This window comes from Saccharothrix sp. DSM 118769, assembly GCF_052936295.1.
Window position 1 is genome coordinate 8,071,411 of the sequence record NZ_CP193627.1, and the last position, 19,175, is coordinate 8,090,585.

Genomic DNA, 19,175 nt, shown 5'->3' on the forward strand with positions numbered 1-19,175 from the left:
CGGTGATTTCTCGCGTTCATTTTCCGGCCACCCGCGTGCGCGGGCCGAACGGCGCGTCGAACGCCCCGGAGAAGCGGGGTCATCCCCCTCAGGCGACCACGCCCGCCGCGCGCAGCGCCGCCACCTCGTCCTCGGCCAGGCCCAGCTCGGCCAGCACCTCGTCGGTGTGCTCGCCGCCCGCCGGCGGCGCGGTCGGCACGCCCGCCGGGGTCCGGTCGAACCGCGGCGCGGGCGCGGGCTGGGCCACCCCCGCGACCTCGACGAACGTGCCGCGCTCCGCGTTGTGCCCGTACCCCGGGGCCTCGCCGGGCGCGAGCACGGGGGCCAGGCACGCGTCCGTCCCCTCCGCCAGCGCCGCCCACTCGTCGCGCGGGCGGGTGGCGACGGCGGCGGCGATGCGGGAGCGCAGCTCCGGCCAGTTGGCCGGGTCGTGGCGGCTGGGCGCGTCCTCCAGCCCCAGCAGGGCGAGCAGCTCGGCGTAGAACTTCTCCTCCAGCGCGCCGACGCTCACGTACCGCCCGTCCGCGGCCTCGTACACGTCGTAGAACGGCGCCCCGCCGTCCAGCAGGTTCTCCCCCCGCCCGCCGGACCACGCGCCCGCCGACGACATGCCGTGCAGGAACGTCGTCAGCAGCGCCGCGCCGTCGACCATCGCCGCGTCCACGACCTGCCCGCGCCCCGACCGCTCCCGCTCGTAGAGCGCCGCCAGCAGGCCCAGCGCCAGCAGCAGCCCGCCGCCGCCGAAGTCGCCGACGAGGTTCAGCGGCACGGTCGGCGGCTGCCCGGGCCGGCCGATCGGCTCCAGCGCGCCGGCCACGGCGATGTAGTTGATGTCGTGCCCGGCGCGGTCGGCCAGCGGGCCGGACCGGCCCCAGCCGGTCATCCGCCCGTAGACGAGCCGGGGGTTGCGGGCCAGGCACTGCGCCGGCCCGATGCCCAGCCGCTCGGTGACGCCGGGCCGGAAGCCCTCGACCAGCACGTCGGACCCCGCGACGAGCCGCAGCACCAGCTCCGCGCCCTCGGGCCGCCGGACGTCCACGCCGATCGAGCGGCGACCGCGGCCGAGCGGGTCGCCGGGCACGGCGGGCGCGCCGGACACCCGGTCGACGCGCACCACGGACGCGCCCAGGTCGGCCAGCACCATGCAGCCGAACGGCGCGGGCGCGAGGCCGGCCAGCTCGACGACCTTCAGCCCTTCCAGGGGTCCCGGCATGTCAGAGCGACCTCGCGATGATTTCCTTCATGATCTCGTTCGTCCCGCCGTAGATCTTCTGCACGCGCGCGTCCGCCCACGCGCGCGCGATCGGGTACTCGGTCATGTAGCCGTAGCCGCCGAACAGCTGCACGCACTCGTCCACGACCCGGCACAGCCGCTCGGTCGACCACCACTTGGCCATGGCCGCGGTGGGCACGTCCAGCTCGCCCGCGAGGTGCGCCTGCACGCACTCGTCGACGAACGCCCTGGTCACGCGGGCCTCGGTGGCGCACTCGGCGAGCGTGAACCGGGTGTTCTGGAACTTGATCAGCTCCCGCCCGAACGCGGTGCGGTCCTTGACGTAGTCGAGGGTGAGGGCGACGGCGGCCTCGATGCCCGCGACGGAGGCGACCGCGATGATCAGCCGCTCCTGCGGGAGCTGCTGCATGAGCTGGATGAAGCCCTGCCCCTCGCCGGTGCCCAGCAGGTTGTCGGCGGGCACGCGGACGTCGTCGAAGAACAGCTCGGCGGTGTCCTGGCCCTTCATGCCGACTTTGTCGAGCACCCGGCCGCGGCGGAAGCCCGGCGCGTCGGCGGTCTCCACGACCAGCAGCGAGATGCCGGTGGCGCCCTGGGACGGGTCGGTCTTGGCGACCACGACGACCAGGTCGGCCTGCGCGCCGTTGGTGATGAACGTCTTGGAGCCGTTGATCACGTACTCGTCGCCGTGCCGCAGCGCCCGCGTCCTGATGTTCTGGAGGTCGGAGCCGCCGCCGGGCTCGGACATGGCGATGGCGCCCACGTACTCGCCGGAGGCCATCTTCGGCAGCCAGCGGCGCTTCTGCTCCTCGGTGCCGTAGGAGTTGAGGTAGTGCGCGACGATGCCGCTGTGCACGCTGTTGCCCCAGGCGCTGTCGCCGCACCGGGCCTGCTCCTCCAGCAGCACGGCCTCGTGCGCGAACGTGCCGCCGCCACCGCCGTGCTCCTCGGGGATGGACAGGCACAGCAGGCCGAGCTCCCCGGCCTTGCGCCAGAAGCCCCGGTCCACCTGCTTCTGCGCCGCCCAGCGCTCCTGGTGGGGGACGGCCTCCTTCTCGAAGAACGTCCGGGCCAGGTCGCGCAGCTGGTCCAGGTCCTCGTTCATCCATGCGGAACGGCGAGTCGGCATGTCGTCGACGGTCCCACCGACGGCGCGCCGGCACCATGACCGCCGGGTGCCGGCGTGGACGTCGATCGTGAGCGCAATTGTCAGGCGGGTGTGCGTGATCGACGTCGCGACCGCACCTCGCGGCCACCGGATGAGCTAATAAGTCACCTCGTGCGGTCATGGGCGCGGGGCGTGCCGCGCCTTACCGTGGGTGCATGAGCGAAGCCTTGATCTTCGACGCGGTGCGCACACCGCGTGGCAGGGGGAAGCGCGGGTCGCTGCACAGCGTGAAGCCGATCACCCTCGCCTCCGGGGTGCTCGACGCGCTGGCGCGGCGCAACGACCTGGACACCTCGGCCGTGGACGACGTGGTGTTCGGCGTCGTGTCGCCGGTCGGCGAGCAGGGCTCGGACATCGCCCGCACGGCCGTGCTGGCGGCGGGCTGGGACCTGCGGCCCGCGGGCGTGCAGCTCAACCGGTTCTGCGCGTCCGGCCTGGAGTCGGTCAACCTCGCCGCGGCCAAGGTGGCGTCCGGGTTCGAGGACCTGGTGGTGGCGGGCGGCGTCGAGTCGATGTCGCGGGTGCCGATGGGGTCCGACGGCGGCGCGTGGATGGCCGACCCGGAGACCAACACGGCGGTCAACTTCGTGCCGCAGGGCGTGAGCGCCGACCTGATCGCCACCCTGGAGGGCTTCAGCCGCGAGGACGTGGACGCCTACGCGCTGCGCTCGCAGCAGCGGGCGACGCTCGCGCGGGACAAGGGGTACTTCGACCGCTCGATCGTGGCGGTGGTCGACCAGAACGGGTCCGTGCTGCTGGACCACGACGAGGCGATCCGGCCGGAGACGACGCTGGAGGGGCTGGGCAGGCTCAAGCCGTCCTTCGCGTTCCACGGCGACCTGGGCTTCGACGCGGTGGCCATCGACCGCTACCCCACCGTCGAGCGCGTCCACCACGTGCACACGCCGGGCAACTCGTCGCAGATCGTGGACGGCGCGGCGGCCATGCTGATCGGCAACGCCCGGATCGGCGAGGAGCTGGGCCTCACGCCCCGCGCGCGGGTCGTCGCCACCGCCGTCGTCGGCTCGGAGCCCACGATCATGCTCACCGGCCCGGCCCCGGCGGCGCGCAAGGCGCTGGACAAGGCGCGGCTGGCCGTCGAGGACATCGACCTGTTCGAGATCAACGAGGCGTTCTCGTCGGTGGTGCTGAAGTTCCAGCGCGAACTCGACCTGCCCGACGACAAGGTCAACGTCAACGGCGGCGCCATCGCCCTGGGGCACCCGCTGGGCGCGACCGGCTGCATGATCCTGGGCACCCTGCTCGACGAGCTGGAGCGCCGGGACCTGCGCCGGGGCCTCGCCACGCTGTGCGTGGGCGGCGGCATGGGCATCGCGACGATCATCGAGAGGGTCTGATGGCCATCCACTTCGAGCGGGACGACGAGGGCGTCGTCACCCTCACCATGGACATGTCGGGCTCGGCGAACGTGATGAACGCCGAGTACCACGAGGCCATGGGCGAGGTGGTCGACCGGCTGGAGGCCGAGCGCGACGACATCACCGGCGTCGTGCTGACCTCGGCGAAGAAGACGTTCTTCGCGGGCGGCGACCTCAACCTGCTGATCAGGATCACCCCGGAGAACGCGGCCGGGGCGCTCGGGTTCCTGGAGGAGGTCAAGTCCCAGCTGCGGCGGCTGGAGCAGCTCGGCAAGCCGGTCGTCGCGGCGATCAACGGCTCCGCGCTCGGCGGCGGGTTCGAGATCGCGCTGGCGTGCCACCACCGGGTGCTGCTCGACGACGACCGGATCAGGGTCGGCCTGCCCGAGGTGACGCTGGGCCTGCTGCCCGGCGGCGGCGGCGTGACGCGGGTGGTGCGCCTGCTCGGCGTGCAGCCCGCGCTGCCGCTGCTGATGGAGGGCAAGCAGCTGCGGCCCGCGCGGGCGTTGCAGGCCGGTCTGGTGCACGAGCTGGCGTCGTCGCGCGAGGAGCTGGTCGCGAAGGCGCGGGCGTGGGTCAAGGCGAACCCCGCGCCCGTGCAGCCGTGGGACGAGCCCGGGTACACCGTGCCGGGCGTGCGGTTCGGCGACCCCGACCTGTACGGGCTGCTGGCCGCCGCGCCCGCCGTGCTGCGCAAGAAGACGCACGGCGCGTACCCGGCGCCGGAGAAGGTCCTCGCCGCGGCCGTCGAGGGCGCGCAGGTCGACTTCGACACGGCGCTGCGGGTGGAGGCGCGGTACTTCGTGGAGCTGGCCACCGGCCAGGTCGCGAAGAACATGATCAACACCTTCTGGTTCCAGCTCAACGAGATCAACGCGGGCGGGTCGCGGCCCGGCGGCGTCCCGAAGTCGGCGGTGTCGAAGGTCGGCGTGCTCGGCGCGGGCATGATGGGCGCGGGCATCGCCGAGGTCAGCGCCAAGGCGGGCATCGAGGTCGTGCTCAAGGACGTGACGCTGGAGGCCGCCCGGCGCGGCGCCGGCGACACCCCGGGCGTCACGCCGACCGACTCCGACGCCGACCTCGCGGGCTGCGACCTCGTGATCGAGGCGGTGTTCGAGAACCGCGAGCTGAAGAACGCGGTGCTGCCGGCGGCCGAGTCCCACGCCCTGCCGGACGCGGTGATCGCCTCGAACACCTCGACGCTGCCGATCACCGGCCTGGCGTCCGCCGTGTCCGACCCGACCCGGTTCATCGGCCTGCACTTCTTCTCGCCGGTGCCGAAGATGCGGCTGGTGGAGATCATCCGCGGCGAGCGCACGTCGGACGAGACGCTGGCGCGGGCGTTCGACTACGTGCTCCGGATCGGCAAGACGCCGATCGTGGTCAACGACAGCCGCGGGTTCTACACGTCGCGGACGTTCGGCACGTACGTCACCGAGGCCGTGTCGATGGTCGCCGAGGGCGTCGCGCCCGCGTTGATCGAGAACGTGGCCAAGCGGGCGGGCATGGCCGTCGGGCCGCTGGCGGTGTCCGACGAGGTGACGTTGACGCTCCAGCTCAAGATCCGCGACCAGGCGCTGGCCGACGACCCGTCCGCGGCGGGCGCCCTGGGCGACAGCCCGGCGTTCGCGGTGCTGGAGGAGCTGGTCGCCGAGGGCCGCACCGGCAAGTCGGGCGGGGCCGGGTTCTACGAGTACCCGGAGGGCGGGCGCAAGTTCCTCTGGCCGGGCCTGTCGCGCTACGCCAGGGCCGACGCGGGCGTGACGGAGAAGGACGTCGAGGACCGCCTGCTGTTCGTCCAGTCGCTGGAGACGCTGCGGTGCCTGGACGAGGGCGTGCTGACCTCCGTCGGCGACGCGAACGTGGGCAGCGTGTTCGGGTTCGGCTTCGCGCCGTGGAGCGGCGGCACCGTGCAGTTCGTCAACGCGTACGGGCTGACGAGCTTCGTGGAGCGCGCGGACTACCTGGCCGACACCTACGGCGAGCGCTTCCGCCCGCCCGCGTCCCTCCGCGACCGCGCCGCCGCCAACACCCCCTTCTGACCGAGAGTCCAACCTCCAGACCCCGAGAGTCCAACGCCCGGGCCCCGAGAGTCCAACCTCCAGGCCCTCTGAGTTCTCCGTTCCGCATACCGACCGGTCGGCTCGAACGCAGAACTCAGGGGTCCTGAGCGTTGGACTCTCGGGTCGCGAGCGTTGGACTCTCGGGGTCTGAGCGTTGGACTCTCGGGTTAGGCGGTGGCTCGGGGGCGGTTGGGCAGGGCGGTGGTCACGTCGGCCCGGGTGGTCGTGCCGTTCACCGTCACGGCGATCGTCAGGTGGGCGGGGCGGATCGCGGTGAGGGTGCCCGCGGCCGGGTCCAGGTGGGCGTCGTGCCAGGGGCGGAGGTCGGCGGGCGGGCCGACGTGCAGGTTCGGCGAGCCCGACCAGTCCGCGGACACCGGGTGGGCCACCGGGACCGCGCGGGAGCCCTGGGTGACGGTGGCGGCGACCCGGACCGGAGCCCCCACGCGGACGGTGGGCGGCGCGTCCAGGGCCAGCGCGTCCACGTGCGGGCGGACCTCGGCGGCGATCCAGTCGTCGCCGGGACGGGGCGCGCCCACGCCGAGCAGGGTCCAGCCGGTGAACCCGCCCCGGCCCGCGTCACCGGCGGGGGCCTTGCCCGAGTTGCCGTTCACCAGGTACGGCACGCCGTCCACCCGCGAGGCGTGGAACAGGCCGACGTGCGCGCCGACGAACGCCACGCCCTTGCCGGTGGTGCGCCGGAAGTCCGCCAACCAGTCCTCCACCAGGTCGGCCTCCAGCCGGTCGGACAGCTGGCTGCCCTTGGTGGGCGTGGGGTCGCGCGGCGGGTGGTGGTGCACCACGACGACCGAGTCCACCCCCGAGTGGTCGCGCAACGCCTCGCGCAGCCGCACCACCTGGTCGAACCCGCCGCCGCGCAGGGTGCCGGAGGAGGAGTCGAGCAGCACGAACCGCGTGCCCCGGTGGTCGAACACCCGGTGGGTCGCGCCGAACTCGCGGCGGAAGTTGTCGATCGTGCCCGGTCCCATGACCTCGTGGTTGCCCGGCGCGTAGTACCAGGGCAGCTCGTCGCCCAGCTCCTCGGTGAGCACGCGCCGCGCCAGCGCCAGGTCCTCCGGCGACGCCTCGTCCACGAAGTCGCCCGCGATCACCAGGAAGTCCGGCCGCTGCGCCTTGACCTCGCGCAGCGTGCGCCGGGCCGCGCGCACCAGGGCGCTGTCCGGGTCGCGCGCCACGAACTGCGCGTCGGACAGCACGGCGAACCGCCACGGCCGGTCGGCGACCGTGCCGTCCCGCACCACGAGCCGGTCCTCCACCGGCTCCACGACGGGCAGCTCCACGTCCGGGGGCACCTTGGCCACGATGTCGTCCACCAGCACCTCCCCCGCGTACTGGCGGTCGGCCGCGGTCTCGATCGTGTAGAACCTGTTCACCCGGAGGGGGAACGCGAGCGCGGTGGGCACCGCCACCTCCAGGTACCGCCACCCCCGCCAGGTGATGTACGGGCCGTACAGCGACCGGCTCTGGCCCGACGCGTCGGTGACCGTGAAGGCCGTCCACTCGCCGCGGCCGTGGCCGTAGACCCACGCGCCGAGCGCGAGCGGCTGGCCGGGCACCTCGATCGGCGCGGGCGGGACGGCGTACGCCGTGCGCGTGCCGGTGGACTGCGCGAAGTCGTAGGTCATCCGCAGGCCGGGACCGGTGCGGCCGGCGGCGGGCGCGACCGAGCCGGAGCCGCGGGCCGACCCGAACGTCCAGGACGCGGCGTCGTCGAACCCGGCGACCAGCCGCTCCTCCAGGCCGACGGTGACCGGCACGCGGACCTCGTGACCGCCGGCGCGGGCCACGACGGTCGTGGCGCCGGGGGCCAGGGCGGTGACCGCGAGCCGACCGCCCACCGGTTCGACCCGGAGCAGCGCGGGGTCGTACTCCAGGGCCAGGTCGGCGGGGTCGACCGGCGCGGTGAACCCGTCGTCGTCCCGGCCGAGCACGCCGACCTCGCCGCTGCCGCCCACCTCGGGCAGGCTCAGCCGCGCGGTCGTCGCGAACAGGCCGGCCAGCGGTCCCAGCACGGTCAGCTCGACCTCGCCGGCCACGCCACCGCGCCACGCCACCGCGGTGGTCGTGCCGGGCCGCAGGGCGTGGAACACGCCGTCGTCGCCCACCCGGCCCACGTCGGCCCGCGTCGCGCGCCACCCGTGCCGCTCGTCGCGCGCCGGGCCGTACGTCTCGTCGTACCCCTCGGCGACCAGCTGCCTGGTCAGGCCGGGGAAGACGCGGTCGGGACGGCCGCCGGGCACGGTCCCGTCGCCGGGCGCGTCGCGCGGGTCGACCGCGGTGGCCACCCGGAACCCGGTCAGCTCGCCGCTGCCCCCCGGCGCGTACAGGGCCAGCCCGTTGGGCACGGCCCGCTCGCCGCCCTCGGACGGGGTGTTCTCCACGGTCACCGACTCGGCGCCGGGCTCGCGGGCCACCAGGGTCGACGAGCCGCCGCCGTCGAGGTTGAGCGCGTTGTGCGCGCCCATCTCCTTGAGGACCGAGGCGACGTCCTTGAGGTTCAGGCCCGACAGGTACGGCGACACGCGGCCGTCCACGGTGAGCAGGAACATCCGCTCGCCGGTGGCGTCGAAGCCGACCGCGGTGCGCGGGTGCAGCGGGTCGTCGGGCGCGACCACCTCGCCGTCCCGCAGGAGCAGCTGGTTGCCGCCGATCGCGGCGCGCAGCGCGGCCCCGTCACCGGTCCTGGCGGTGTGCTCGACGGCGATCCGCTCGCCCACGACCAGGGTCCTCAGCGCGTCCGCGCCCGTCTCGCGGCCGACCAGGACGACACCGTCGGCGGGGACCGGGTCGGTGCCCGCGCGGTCGCGCACCTCGGTCACGGCGCCGTCGCGCACGACGACCTCGGCCACCCGGGTCGCGCCCCGCACGACCCGCGCGCGGCTGAAGGAGCCCCACATCGGGTCGAACACGCCGATGCCGCCGTTCTCCACGATCGGGTTGTTGAGCTGGTCCAGGCGCAGGGACGTGCCGTCCGCGCGGGTGACGCGGCCGTCGAAGAACACCTCCATCACGCGGCCGACGCCCGCCGCGTCCACGCCGGCGGCGCGGCGGTGGGTGGCGGTGGGCGACTTGACCGTGCGACCGCCCTGGACGCCGGGGCCCCGCGGGGCGTCGGAGTTGCCGATGTCGAAGAAGTCGCCGTTGACGGCGGCGACCGCGCGGGTGCGGTCGGCCTGCGCGGACAGCGGTTCGGTGGCCGAGACGGCGCCGGGGTGCAGGTAGTCGACGCGGGTGCCGGCGTTCAGGTCGACGGTCAGCGCGTCGCCGCGCACCCAGCCGCCCGCGTCGCCGGGTTCGTACCAGTCGAAGGAGTCCAGGGTGACGCCCGGCGCGACCGGGCGGGTGGAGCGGGCGGTCTCGACCCGGCGGGCCGGGTCGACGGCCGCGGCCCGGCTGACCGGCGGTTCGAGCAGGTCCGGCGCGGACTCCGCCCGGGCCGCCGGCACCGCGGGCGCGGGCGGTTCGGCGTGGGCCGGCGGGGGCAGGACGAGGGTCGCGGCCAGCGCGGCGGCGACGAGGGCTCCGGGACGTGGGGGCACGGGCACTCCCGCTGGGTGTGGTGGCGAGTTTTCGCAGTGCCAGTGCACCGCGTTGGAGATTTCCGGTCCACGGCCGTTCGGGCGAAGTTCCGCCGGGGCGGTCACCCGCCGGGACCGCCGCGGTAGGTGCCGGGGCTGGTGCCGGTCCAGCGCTTGAACGCCCGGTGGAAGGCGCTCGCCTCGGAGAAGCCGAGCCGCAGCGCCAGCTCCTCCACCGACTCGCCGCCCCGCACGAGGCTCGCCACCGCCTGGTCGCGCAGCAGCTGCTCGCGCACCTCGCGGAACGACGTGCCCTCGGCCGCCAGCCTGCGGCGCAGCGTGGGCGCGCTCACGCCGAGCCGCGCGGCCACGTTGTCCAGGCCCACCACGCCGCCGCCGAGCACCCGCCGGACCTGGCTGGACGCGTCCGCGCCGTAGTCGCGCCGGGACAGCAGCTCGGCGGGTGAGGTGCGCAGGAACCGCCGCAGCGCGGCCTCGTCCTGCACCACCGGCATCCGCAGGAACCGGGTGTCGAAGGTGAGCATGGTCGTGGGCGCGCCGAACCGCAGCGGCGCGCCGAAGATCAGGTGGTACTCCGCGCCGTGCGGCGGTTCCGGGTACGCCAGGTCGACGCCGCGCAGCGGGATGCGCCGCCCGACCAGCCACGACGAGAAGCGGTGCCACAGCACCAGCAGCGACTCGACCAGGAACCGGTCCGGGTCGTCCACGCCGTCCGCGGCGAGGGTGAACGCGGCGGCGCCGTCGTGCTCGCCCAGCGACATCACCGGCCGCACGTCGAACAGCCCGTAGAACGCGAGCCCGCGCCGCAGCGCGTCCTCCAGCGACGGGCAGTGCACCGCGAGCAGGCACATCGTGGCGAACGTGCCGCGCTTGCTCGGCTGCGGCGCCAGGCCCAGGAACTCGTCGCCCAGCACGTCCCACAGGGTCTGCACCAGCCTGGCGTACTGCGCGGGCGTGACCCTGGCGCGCTCGTCGCCCAGCAGCGCCTCGCCGATCCCGGCGGGCCCGAGGAACTCGGCGGGGTCGTGGCCCCGGCGCACGGCCCCGCGCAGCGCGGCGGTCACGTAGTGGATGGCGATGGTCCTGGTGAGCATCACGCCCAGTGTGCAGCACACCCGGCGGGCGTCACGCGCGGTGCGCGTCGGGCGGCGCGTCCCGCGACGGGGAACGCGGGGGAAACCGTGAGCGGCGGCGCGGCTCGGGGAGAGAAGTGCCGCGCCGCCGCCAACGGGTGGCCCACCCCAGTGAGCCGGCTCCTCGTCGATGGGGCATCCGCCCGCCCACCAACGAGGGACGTTGTGGTGCTCACCACTCTATGTGGTCTAGACCAGATACGTCAATACTGCGAAAAGCGCAGGAGTGGCGTGACCGCGGGACATTTGTTTCACCGGGATGTCACGTTCGTTCCAGGGGTGCTACGGCGAACCCCGCGGAAAACCTCTCGCACCAGATCACGACGCTGCGCACGGCGTCCAAGGACGTTCCGGCGGGCACTTCGTAGACCTGGTTGCCCCGGTTCGCCTTCAACTTCCCCAGGTTCGTGAAACCGGAGCCGAACGCGGACTCCGGCGAGTCCGACGACTTGTCCGACAGGTACACGTACAGGTCCGGGCCGTCGCTGGTGTCCAGCGCCTCGAACTGCACGGCGTGCCCGCCGCCCGGCAGCCGGACCAGCGTCGCGCTGCCCGTCGTGGCGTGCTCCAGCGAGCGGAACGGGCCGGAGGCCAGCGCGACCGGCCCCGGTGGAGGGGTGGTGGTGGTCGGCGCGTCCGACGTGGTCGGCAGGGACGTGCCCGGAGCGGACGGAGTGGACGAACCGGACGTGCCGGACGTGCCGGGCAGCAGGAGGGCCTCGTCGGTGGTCCGGTCCGTCCACAACCGCCACGGCTGGAACAGCAGCAGCCCCACCACGAGGGCCACCACCACGACCCCGGCCACCCCGACCACGACCACGCGCTTGGACATCGTCCGCCTTTCCCCGGTTCTCCTCCGGGCAACCCCGGCCTTCCCGGACAACTCTGGCGAACCGGACGGCCCGGTGGGCCGGGAATCGCCTTACGAAGTTCTGACGTCGGGCCGGCGGCCGTTGTCGGGGTCACCGGGTGGGTGAGCGGGCGGGGTTGGCGGTGATGCGCCGACGCGGCACGGGGAGCGTGGACGTGCGGCGACCGACCGTGGACCGGCTTCCCGGCGGTGTGACACCCGACCGGGCGCACCGCCCCTGAAGGCGACTCTTCCCCACACTCCCGGTGAGCGGTTTTCCGGCGTGCGCGGGGTCGCGGGGCGCGGGTGGGCGGAGGACCGTCACCACCGGGCACCCCCGCTCGTTGTCCGCAGCGGTGCGGGAACCGCGACGGCCGGGACCGCCCCGCCGGGCGGTACTGTTCAGCCGCTCACCGTGTGCGGCGCGGGTGCGTTCTCGCGAGTGCGTTCTTGAGGAGGACTGCGGTGCGGGTGCTGTGGGCGACGTGCGGCCTGGCCGTGGCGGCGTCGGCGCTGACGGGTGTCCTCCTCGGGTTGTACATCGACGGGGTGAACGGCGGCGCGGACGCCGACACCCCCGCCTCGACCTGGACCACCGGTCGCCCTACGACGACCACGTCGTCGACGCCGAGTTCGGCGACCACGGACGCGGTGACCGCGCCGTCCGGTTCGACCACCACCACGACGACCGCGGTCACGACCACGCGGACCACCACCCAGCCGCCCGCCGCGCCGCCGCCACCGCCGGAGACCACCGAGGCGCCGCCGCCGGTGACCACGACGACGCGGACGCGCAGCACCGAGTGGCCGTGCAGCCCGCTCAACCCGCTGCCGCCGCCCTCCTGCCGGGACTGACCCGCGCGGGGCCGGCCACCGGCGTCGCCGGGAGCGTCAACGGGCCCGAAACGCCCGCGTCCCCCATCGGCAACCTCGCCGCACCAGCCTGGGTGCATGGAGCCCACACCGAAGACCTGGCGGCTGCGCGTCGAGCTCGACGACAGCCCCGGCGCGCTGGCCCGGATCACCATCAGGCTGGCCGACCGGGACTGCAACGTGCTGGCCCTGTCCGTGATCCCGGTGCCCGGTGGGGTGCTCGACGAACTGGTCGTGCGGGCCGCGCCGGGCCTGCTGCCCGCCGACCTGGTGGCGGCCGTGCGCGCCGAGGGCGGCCGGTGCGTCGGCATCACCCGGGCGGACGTGCGCGACCTGGTGGACGCGCCCACGGCGGCCCTGCGCGCGGCCGGGCGGGCGCTGCGCGACCCCGGCACGGTGTGCGACGCGCTGCGCGCCGTGCTCGCGGCCGACTCCGTGGCGGTGCTGCCCGACAGCGCGGGCGAGGACCTCGACGAGAACCACGCGCGGCTGGTGACCAGGGACGGCGCGGTCGTCGTCGCCCGGCGCGGCTGGTCGCCGTTCACGCAGGTGGAGCTGGCGCGGGCGCGGGCGCTGCTGGACCTGCTGTCCTCGGACGGCGTGGTCGCGCCGCAGCCGAGCGCGCTCGTCACCGACGACGGCATGGCCGTCGTGCTGCGGCCCGGCCGCACGGGGGACGAGGACGCGGTGGCCGCGCTGCACACCCGCTGCTCGATGGGCACCCTGTTCAACCGGTACCACTCGGGGATGCGGACGGTGCCGAGGCGCTGGCTGCACCGGCTGCTCAGCCCGCCGCGCGGCACCACCGTCGTCGCCCAGTGCGCCGACCGGGTGATCGCGATGGGCCAGCTGATCCCCATGTCCACTCCGGACAGTGCCGAGGTGTCGCTGCTGGTGGAGGACGCCTGGCAGGGGCGCGGCGTGGGGACGGCGCTGCTCGGCGCGCTGGCCCGTGCCGCGCGTGCCGGCGGGTACGCCGAGCTGGTGGGCTGGTGCCTGCCCGCGGAGACCGGGCTGGCGCGCACGGCGGCCCGCGCGGAGCTGGTGGCGTCGGTCCGCCGGGAGGACGGCCTGAGCCGGGTGTCGATCTCCACGAGCGGGTCGGGAACCGCCCGTCCGGGCCTTCCTGAGAGCGCTTCCCAAGAGATCGCGTCGGGCTAAGCTGGTCCTCGTACGGCGATCGTCGAGGAGTGGTGCTCGTGTCCGTCCAATCGCACAGCGCCCGGCCCACGCTGGAGGACGTAGCGGCGAAGGCTGGCGTTTCCCGTGCGACGGCGTCGCGGGTGCTCAACGCCTCGCCCCGGGTCAGCCCGGAGGCGCACGAGGCGGTCACCGCGGCCGTGGTGGAGCTGGGCTACCAGCCCAACCACGCCGCGCGCGCCCTCGTGACCCGGCGGACCGGCGCGGTGGCCGTGGTGTTCTCCGAGCCGGAGCCCAAGATCTTCGACGACCCGCACTTCGCGTGGCTGATCCGCTCCGCGGCCCGCGCGCTGGCCGACGCCGACGTGCAGATGGTGCTGATGCTCGTGCACTCGCCGCAGGACCAGCTGCGCGCCGAGCGGTTCCTGGCGGGCGGGCACGTGGACGGCGCGCTCATGTTCGCCCCGCACAAGGGCGACCACATCCTCACCGCGGCCCGCAAGCTGCCGCTGCCGGTCGTGCACGCCGGGCGGCCGTGGGGCTCGCTGCGCGGGCTGCACCTGGTCGACCACGACAACGAGGGCGGCGGCCTGCTCGCCACCGAGCACCTGCTCGCGTCGGGTCGCCGGAAGGTCGTGTCGGTGACCGGGCCGCTGGACGAGCACTCGGCGATGGACCGGCTCGCGGGCTGGCGGCTCGCGGTCGGCGCCGACGACGGGACCACGGCGCTGATGACCGAGGACGGCGGCTTCTCCCGCGAGGGCGGCAAGCGCGCGATGGAGGCCCTGCTGGCCCGCGTGCCCGACCTCGACGCCGCGTTCATCGCCTCCGACCACATGGCGGCGGGCGCGCTGGACGCGCTGCGCGAGGCGGGCAGGCGCGTGCCGGAGGACGTGGCGGTCGTCGGCTTCGACGACCACCCGATGATCGCGCCGCACACCTCGCCCCCGCTGACCAGCGTGCGCCAGGACACGACCGCCCAGGTGCGGCACATGGTGGGCCACCTGCTGCGCCTGCTGCGCGGGGAGCCGGTCAAGGCGCGGCGCGAGGTCCTGCCCACCACCCTGGTCAAACGCGCGTCCGCGCCGTAGGCCGGTTCGGCGGCCCGAGCGGCGCGGCGGGTCGGGCCGTCCCCCTCGGACGACCCGACCCGGTGCCTCACGCCACGTCGTACCCGGTCGCCGGCACGGCGTTCGCGCCCACCACGCGGGCCAGGGTGTGGCCGCTGCGCTTCACCGTGCGGGTCTGCGTGGCGTAGTCCACGTGCACGATGCCGAACCTCTGGCTGTACCCCGCGGCCCACTCGAAGTTGTCCAGCAGCGACCACGCGAAGTAGCCGCGCACGTCCACGCCCGCCTGCACGGCCCGGTGCACGGCGCGCAGGTGGTCGACCAGGTAGCGGGTGCGCTCGACGTCGTCCACCTCGCCGTCCACGACCTCGTCGGGGAACGCGGAGCCGTTCTCGGTGATCACCAGGGGCACCGCCACGTCCCGCCCCAGGCGTTCCAGCAGGGCGGTGAACGACCCGGCGTCCACCTCCCAGCCGAAGCCGGTGACCTCGCCGCGCGCCGGCCGGACCTCGACGCCGCGCAGGCCGGGGTGCGGGCCGCCGGTGACGACGAGGGGGTCCTCGGCCACCGCGACGCGGGTGGGGCTGTAGTAGTTCACGCCCATCCAGTCGATCGGCGCCGCGATCACCTCCAGGTCGCCCTCCCGCACCACCGCGGACCAGTCGCCCAGCCACGCGGTGTCGGCCAGCACGTCCTCCGGGTAGCCGCGACCGGCCAGCGGGTCGAGGAACAGCCGGTTCTGGAGGCCGTCGACCTTGCGCGCCGCCTCGGGGTCGGAGTCCGGCGACACCGAGCAGAAGTTCAGCACGATGGACAGCCGGTGGTCGGCCGGTGCCTGCGCGCGCATCGCCTCGATCGCCAGGCCGTGCCCGAGCAGCAGGTGGTGCGCGGCCTCCAGCGCCCCCTTCGGGTCGACCACGCCGGGCGCGTGCACGCCGTTGGCGTACCCGAGGAACGCCGAGCACCACGGCTCGTTGAGCGTCGTCCACAGCTGCACCCGGTCGGCCAGGTGCTCGTGCACGAACGCCGCGTAGTCGGCGAAGCGGAACGCCGTGTCGCGCGACCGCCACCCGCCCCGGTCCTCCAGCCCCTGCGGGAGGTCCCAGTGGTAGAGCGTCGCGACCGGCCGCACGCCCCGGCCGAGCAGCTCGTCCACCAGGCGGTCGTAGAAGTCGAGCCCCCTCGGCTCGACGCGGCCGGTCCCGGTGGGCTGCACGCGCGGCCACGCGACGGAGAACCGGTAGGCGCCCAGGCCGAGGCCGGCCACCAGGTCCACGTCGGAGGCGTAGCGCCGGTAGTGGTCGCACGCCGGGTCGCCCGTGTCGCCGCCGAGCACCGCGCCCGGCCGCGTCGCGAACGTGTCCCAGATGGACGGTCCGCGCCCGTCGGCGGTGGTCGACCCCTCGATCTGGAACGCCGCCGTCGCCGCTCCCCACAGGAAGTCCGGCGGGAAGCGCAACAGGTCCACCTCGGTGGCCGGATCGGTCGTCGTCATTCGAGTCCTCACCCCTTGACCGCGCCCTGCATGATCCCGCCGACGATCTGCCGCGCCAGCAGGAGGAAGATCGCCACGACCGGCAGCACCGCGAGCGACGCGCCGGCGAGCATCAGCGAGTAGTCCGTGTAGTAGCCGCTGGCCAGCGTCGACAGCGCCACCTGCACGGTGGGGCTGTCGTTCGGGTCCAGCACGATCAACGGCCAGAAGAAGTCGTTCCAGGCCGTCATGAACGTGAACATGCCCATCACCGCCGCCTGCGGGCGCACCGCCGGGAACGCGACGTGCCAGAACGTCCGCAGCACCGAGCAGCCGTCCACCCGGGCGGCCTCGACCAGCTCGAACGGCACGGACTCCTCGCACGCCTGCCGCATCCAGAACACCGAGAACGCGCCGATCAGCGCGGGCACGACCACCGCCTGGAGCGTGCCGTACCAGTCGAGGTCCGACATCAGCATGTAGAGCGGGATCACGCCGAGCTGCGTGGGCACCATCGACGTGCCGACGACGACCAGGAACAGCGCGTTGCCGCCCCGGAACCGCAGCCGGGCGAACGCGAAGCCCGCGAGCGTGCCGAGCACGACGTTGCTGATCGCCACCGTGCCCGCGACCAGCAGCGAGTTCTGCATGGCGAGCCAGAAGTCGACGGTGTCGAACACGCGGGTCAGGTTCTCGACCAGGTTGCCGCCCGGCACGAGCGACGGCACCGCGTCGCCGAGCGCCGAGTTGTCCTTGCTCGCGATGAGGAACGAGTAGTAGAGCGGGAAGATCGACGCCAGCAGCACCACGACCAGCACCGCGTGCACGAGCGGACCGGCCTTGGTGACCGAGGAGCGCGTGCCCCCTGGAGAGCGCACGGCCCTCACCCCTTCGACGCGATGCGCCGCGCCACCGCGAAGTTGACCAGCGCCACCACGAGGACCAGCAGGAACAGCACCCACGCGATGGCGGACGAGTAGCCCGCGTCGAACAACCGGAAACCCTTCTCGTACAGGTACATCACCAGGGTCTGGAACTGCCGGTCGTCGCCGCCGGTGCCGGTGGCCGTGCCGCCCGGGTCGAACAGCTGCGGCTCGACGAACAGCTGCATCCCGCCGATGGTGGACACGACGACGGTGAACAGGACGGTCGGCCGGATGCTGGGCAGGGTGATCGACCAGAACACCCGCCACCTCGACGCGCCGTCGAGCATCGCCGACTCGTACATGTCCTTGGGCACCGACTGCATGGCGGCCAGGTAGATCAGCGCGTTGTAGCCGACCCACCGCCACGTCACCATCGAGCTGATGGCCAGGTGCGAGGCCCACGTCTCCGCGCGCCAGTCCACCGGGTCGACGCCGACCAGGCCGAGGAGCGAGTTGACGATGCCGAAGTCGCGTCCGTAGAGCTGGGCGAACACCAGCGCCACGGCGGCGACCGAGATGACGTTGGGCAGCAGCACGCCGGCCCGCCAGAACGCCCGGCCGCGCAGCCCGCGGTCGAGCAGGGTGGCCAGGCCGAGGGCGAGGAACAGCTGGGGCACGGTCGAGAGCGCGAACAGGCTGAGCGTGTTGCCCAGGGCGTTCCAGAAGTTCTCGTCCGAGAGCAGCTCGGTGTAGTTGGCGAGGCCGGTGAAGCCCTGGTCGCCGTCGATGAGCTGCCAGTCGTGCAGGGACACCCACGCGGTGTGCAGCAGCGGGTAGAGGCCGAAGACGCCGAACACCGCGAAGAACGGCGCGACGACCAGGTACGGCGTGTACCTGCCGTCCCACCGGGTGAGCCGGTCCCGCCACGACAGGGGCGCGGGCGGCGGGACGGGTGTCGTGCCCCGTCCCACCGCCGTCCGTTCGGGCGCGACCATCACTTGGCGGACGCTTCCTTCGCCTCGCCCACGGCCTGCTCGAACGCCTCGGTGGCCGACTGCTTGCCGGTCTCGACGCGGGACAGGGCGTTGTTGAACACCGGCGTGACCACGGAGTCCTTCGTGCCCCGGTAGGTGGGCTTGAGGCCCTCGGCGGAGTCGCCGAAGATCCGGCCGACCGGCGCGGAGTTGAAGTACTCGTTCGTGGTCGCGGTGACCTCGGGGTCCTGGTACGCGGTGGGCTGGCTGGGCAGGTTGCCGGTCTCCTTGAAGATCCGCTTCTGCTGCGCGGGCGCGGTCAGCCACTTGGCCAGCTCGGCGGCCTCCTGCACGTGCTCGCCCTGCTTGGGCACGGCCAGGAACGAGCCGCCCCAGTTGCCGCCGCCACCGGGCGCGGCGGCGACGTCCCACTTGCCCGCGGCCTCGTCGCCGGCACCGGCCTTGATCAGCGCGAGCGCCCACGCCGGGCACGTGGTGGTGGCGAAGGACGCCTGCTTGAGGCCGACGTTCCAGTCCTGGCTGAACGGGGCCAGCGCGGCGGTCTGCTTCTTCTCGCCGAGGCTCGCGGCGAGGGTGAACGCCTTCTCGACCTTGTCGTTGGAGTCGGCGACGTAGCTGTCGTCGGCCTTGGCGAAGTAGCCCTCCTCGGTCTGGTCGAGGATGGCCTTGTAGACGTTCTGGGCGGCGTCGACGAACTTCTTGTCCGGCGTCCTGGCGGTGAAGGTGTCGGCGACCGCCAGGTACTCCTCCCAGGTCGGCCAGAGCTTGCCGACCTCCTCGCGGTCGACGGGCAGCCCGGCGGCCTCGAACAGGTCGCGGCGGTAGCACAGGGCGAGGCTGCCCATGTCGGTGCCGAGGCCCAGGACGAACTTCCCGTCGTCGGCGGTGCCCTGGTTCCACTTCCAGGCCGCCCACTGGTCCTTCAGCTCCAGCGCGCCGTGGTCGGCGAGGTTGACGAACTTGTCCTTGGACTGGCGGAACTGCGCGATGGCGCCCTCTTCGATCGCCACGACGTCCGCCGCGCCCCGGCCGCCCGCGAGCTGGGTGGCGAGCTGCGTGTGGTGCTGCTCCATCTTGACCGTGCGCTGCTCGATCTCGATGCCCGGGTGCGACGCCTCGTACTCCTCGATCAGGGTGGTGAACCCGAAGTCGGAGAAGATGCCGATCGACAGCTTCACCGTGCCGTCGCCCGCGTCACCTCCCCCGCCGCCGCAGGCCGCCACCAGCGTGGCGGTCAGGGCGACCGCGGTGATCGCCGTCGTCCGGCCGACCGAAGTCCTGCTCATCCGTCCTCCTCGACGCACGCGCCGGGAACCGTGCCCGGCTTCGTGAGAGCGCTCTCATGAGAGCGCTCTCACCCTGTGACCCGA

General features: G+C 73.8%; 14 protein-coding genes. 4 read left to right on the forward strand and 10 right to left on the reverse strand.

The features are described 5' to 3' along the window. Positions 1 to 88: 88 nt before the first annotated feature. Positions 89 to 1,213: a CoA transferase gene (locus tag ACRAKJ_RS33980; RefSeq protein WP_438919130.1), complete on the reverse strand. Its 1,125-nt coding sequence runs from the start codon at positions 1,211 to 1,213 to the stop codon at positions 89 to 91. 1 nt (position 1,214) lies between these two features. Then, on the reverse strand, positions 1,215 to 2,363 hold the full coding sequence (locus ACRAKJ_RS33985; protein ID WP_438919129.1) for an acyl-CoA dehydrogenase family protein: 1,149 nt from the start codon (positions 2,361 to 2,363) through the stop codon (positions 1,215 to 1,217). Positions 2,364 to 2,557: 194 nt separating this feature from the next. On the opposite strand from ACRAKJ_RS33985, the gene ACRAKJ_RS33990 reads away from it, so the two are divergent. Both ACRAKJ_RS33990 and ACRAKJ_RS33995 read left to right on the forward strand, forming a co-directional pair. Beyond that, positions 2,558 to 3,760, forward strand: coding sequence for an acetyl-CoA C-acetyltransferase (locus ACRAKJ_RS33990; RefSeq protein ID WP_438919128.1), 1,203 nt, complete (start codon positions 2,558 to 2,560; stop codon positions 3,758 to 3,760). Continuing rightward, positions 3,760 to 5,823: a 3-hydroxyacyl-CoA dehydrogenase NAD-binding domain-containing protein gene (locus tag ACRAKJ_RS33995; protein ID WP_438919127.1), complete on the forward strand. Its 2,064-nt coding sequence runs from the start codon at positions 3,760 to 3,762 to the stop codon at positions 5,821 to 5,823. The genes ACRAKJ_RS33990 and ACRAKJ_RS33995 overlap by 1 nt, the downstream gene beginning before the upstream one ends. A gap of 188 nt (positions 5,824 to 6,011) precedes the next feature. Here the strand turns inward: ACRAKJ_RS33995 and ACRAKJ_RS34000 are convergent, their stop codons facing one another. The 4 genes from ACRAKJ_RS34000 to ACRAKJ_RS34015 form a co-directional block, all read right to left on the reverse strand. Continuing rightward, entirely contained in the window at positions 6,012 to 9,404 is a 3,393-nt protein-coding gene (locus tag ACRAKJ_RS34000; protein ID WP_438919126.1) for a phosphodiester glycosidase family protein, read from the reverse strand. Positions 9,405 to 9,505: 101 nt separating this feature from the next. Beyond that, positions 9,506 to 10,498, reverse strand: coding sequence for an AraC family transcriptional regulator ligand-binding domain-containing protein (locus ACRAKJ_RS34005; RefSeq protein ID WP_438919125.1), 993 nt, complete (start codon positions 10,496 to 10,498; stop codon positions 9,506 to 9,508). Between the two features lie 301 nt (positions 10,499 to 10,799). Next, positions 10,800 to 11,369, reverse strand: a complete 570-nt coding sequence (locus ACRAKJ_RS34010) for a DM13 domain-containing protein (RefSeq protein WP_438919124.1) — start codon at positions 11,367 to 11,369, stop codon at positions 10,800 to 10,802. Between the two features lie 428 nt (positions 11,370 to 11,797). After that, positions 11,798 to 12,211, reverse strand: coding sequence for a hypothetical protein (locus ACRAKJ_RS34015; protein WP_438919123.1), 414 nt, complete (start codon positions 12,209 to 12,211; stop codon positions 11,798 to 11,800). 127 nt (positions 12,212 to 12,338) lie between these two features. Between ACRAKJ_RS34015 and ACRAKJ_RS34020 the strand changes: the two genes are divergently transcribed. Both ACRAKJ_RS34020 and ACRAKJ_RS34025 read left to right on the forward strand, forming a co-directional pair. Then, positions 12,339 to 13,421 (forward strand): GNAT family N-acetyltransferase, encoded by a 1,083-nt coding sequence (locus ACRAKJ_RS34020; RefSeq protein WP_438919122.1) that lies wholly within the window; start codon positions 12,339 to 12,341, stop codon positions 13,419 to 13,421. 38 nt (positions 13,422 to 13,459) lie between these two features. After that, the gene (locus ACRAKJ_RS34025; RefSeq protein ID WP_438919121.1) at positions 13,460 to 14,491 is read left to right on the forward strand and encodes a substrate-binding domain-containing protein; all 1,032 of its coding nucleotides are present in this window, start codon (positions 13,460 to 13,462) and stop codon (positions 14,489 to 14,491) included. A gap of 67 nt (positions 14,492 to 14,558) precedes the next feature. On the opposite strand, the gene ACRAKJ_RS34030 is transcribed toward ACRAKJ_RS34025, so the two are convergent. The 4 genes from ACRAKJ_RS34030 to ACRAKJ_RS34045 are packed head-to-tail and all read right to left on the reverse strand — an operon-like array spanning position 14,559 to position 19,091. Continuing rightward, on the reverse strand, positions 14,559 to 15,965 hold the full coding sequence (locus ACRAKJ_RS34030) for a GH1 family beta-glucosidase (protein WP_438919120.1): 1,407 nt from the start codon (positions 15,963 to 15,965) through the stop codon (positions 14,559 to 14,561). Positions 15,966 to 15,973: 8 nt separating this feature from the next. After that, on the reverse strand, positions 15,974 to 16,822 hold the full coding sequence (locus tag ACRAKJ_RS34035) for an ABC transporter permease subunit (RefSeq protein WP_438919119.1): 849 nt from the start codon (positions 16,820 to 16,822) through the stop codon (positions 15,974 to 15,976). A gap of 5 nt (positions 16,823 to 16,827) precedes the next feature. Next, positions 16,828 to 17,805 carry an ABC transporter permease subunit gene (locus ACRAKJ_RS34040; RefSeq protein WP_438919118.1) on the reverse strand — a complete coding sequence of 326 codons (978 nt, stop codon included), beginning with the start codon at positions 17,803 to 17,805 and terminating at the stop codon, positions 16,828 to 16,830. Then, positions 17,805 to 19,091, reverse strand: coding sequence for an extracellular solute-binding protein (locus ACRAKJ_RS34045; RefSeq protein WP_438919117.1), 1,287 nt, complete (start codon positions 19,089 to 19,091; stop codon positions 17,805 to 17,807). Before ACRAKJ_RS34045 ends, ACRAKJ_RS34040 begins: the two co-directional genes overlap by 1 nt. Positions 19,092 to 19,175: the final 84 nt, after the last annotated feature.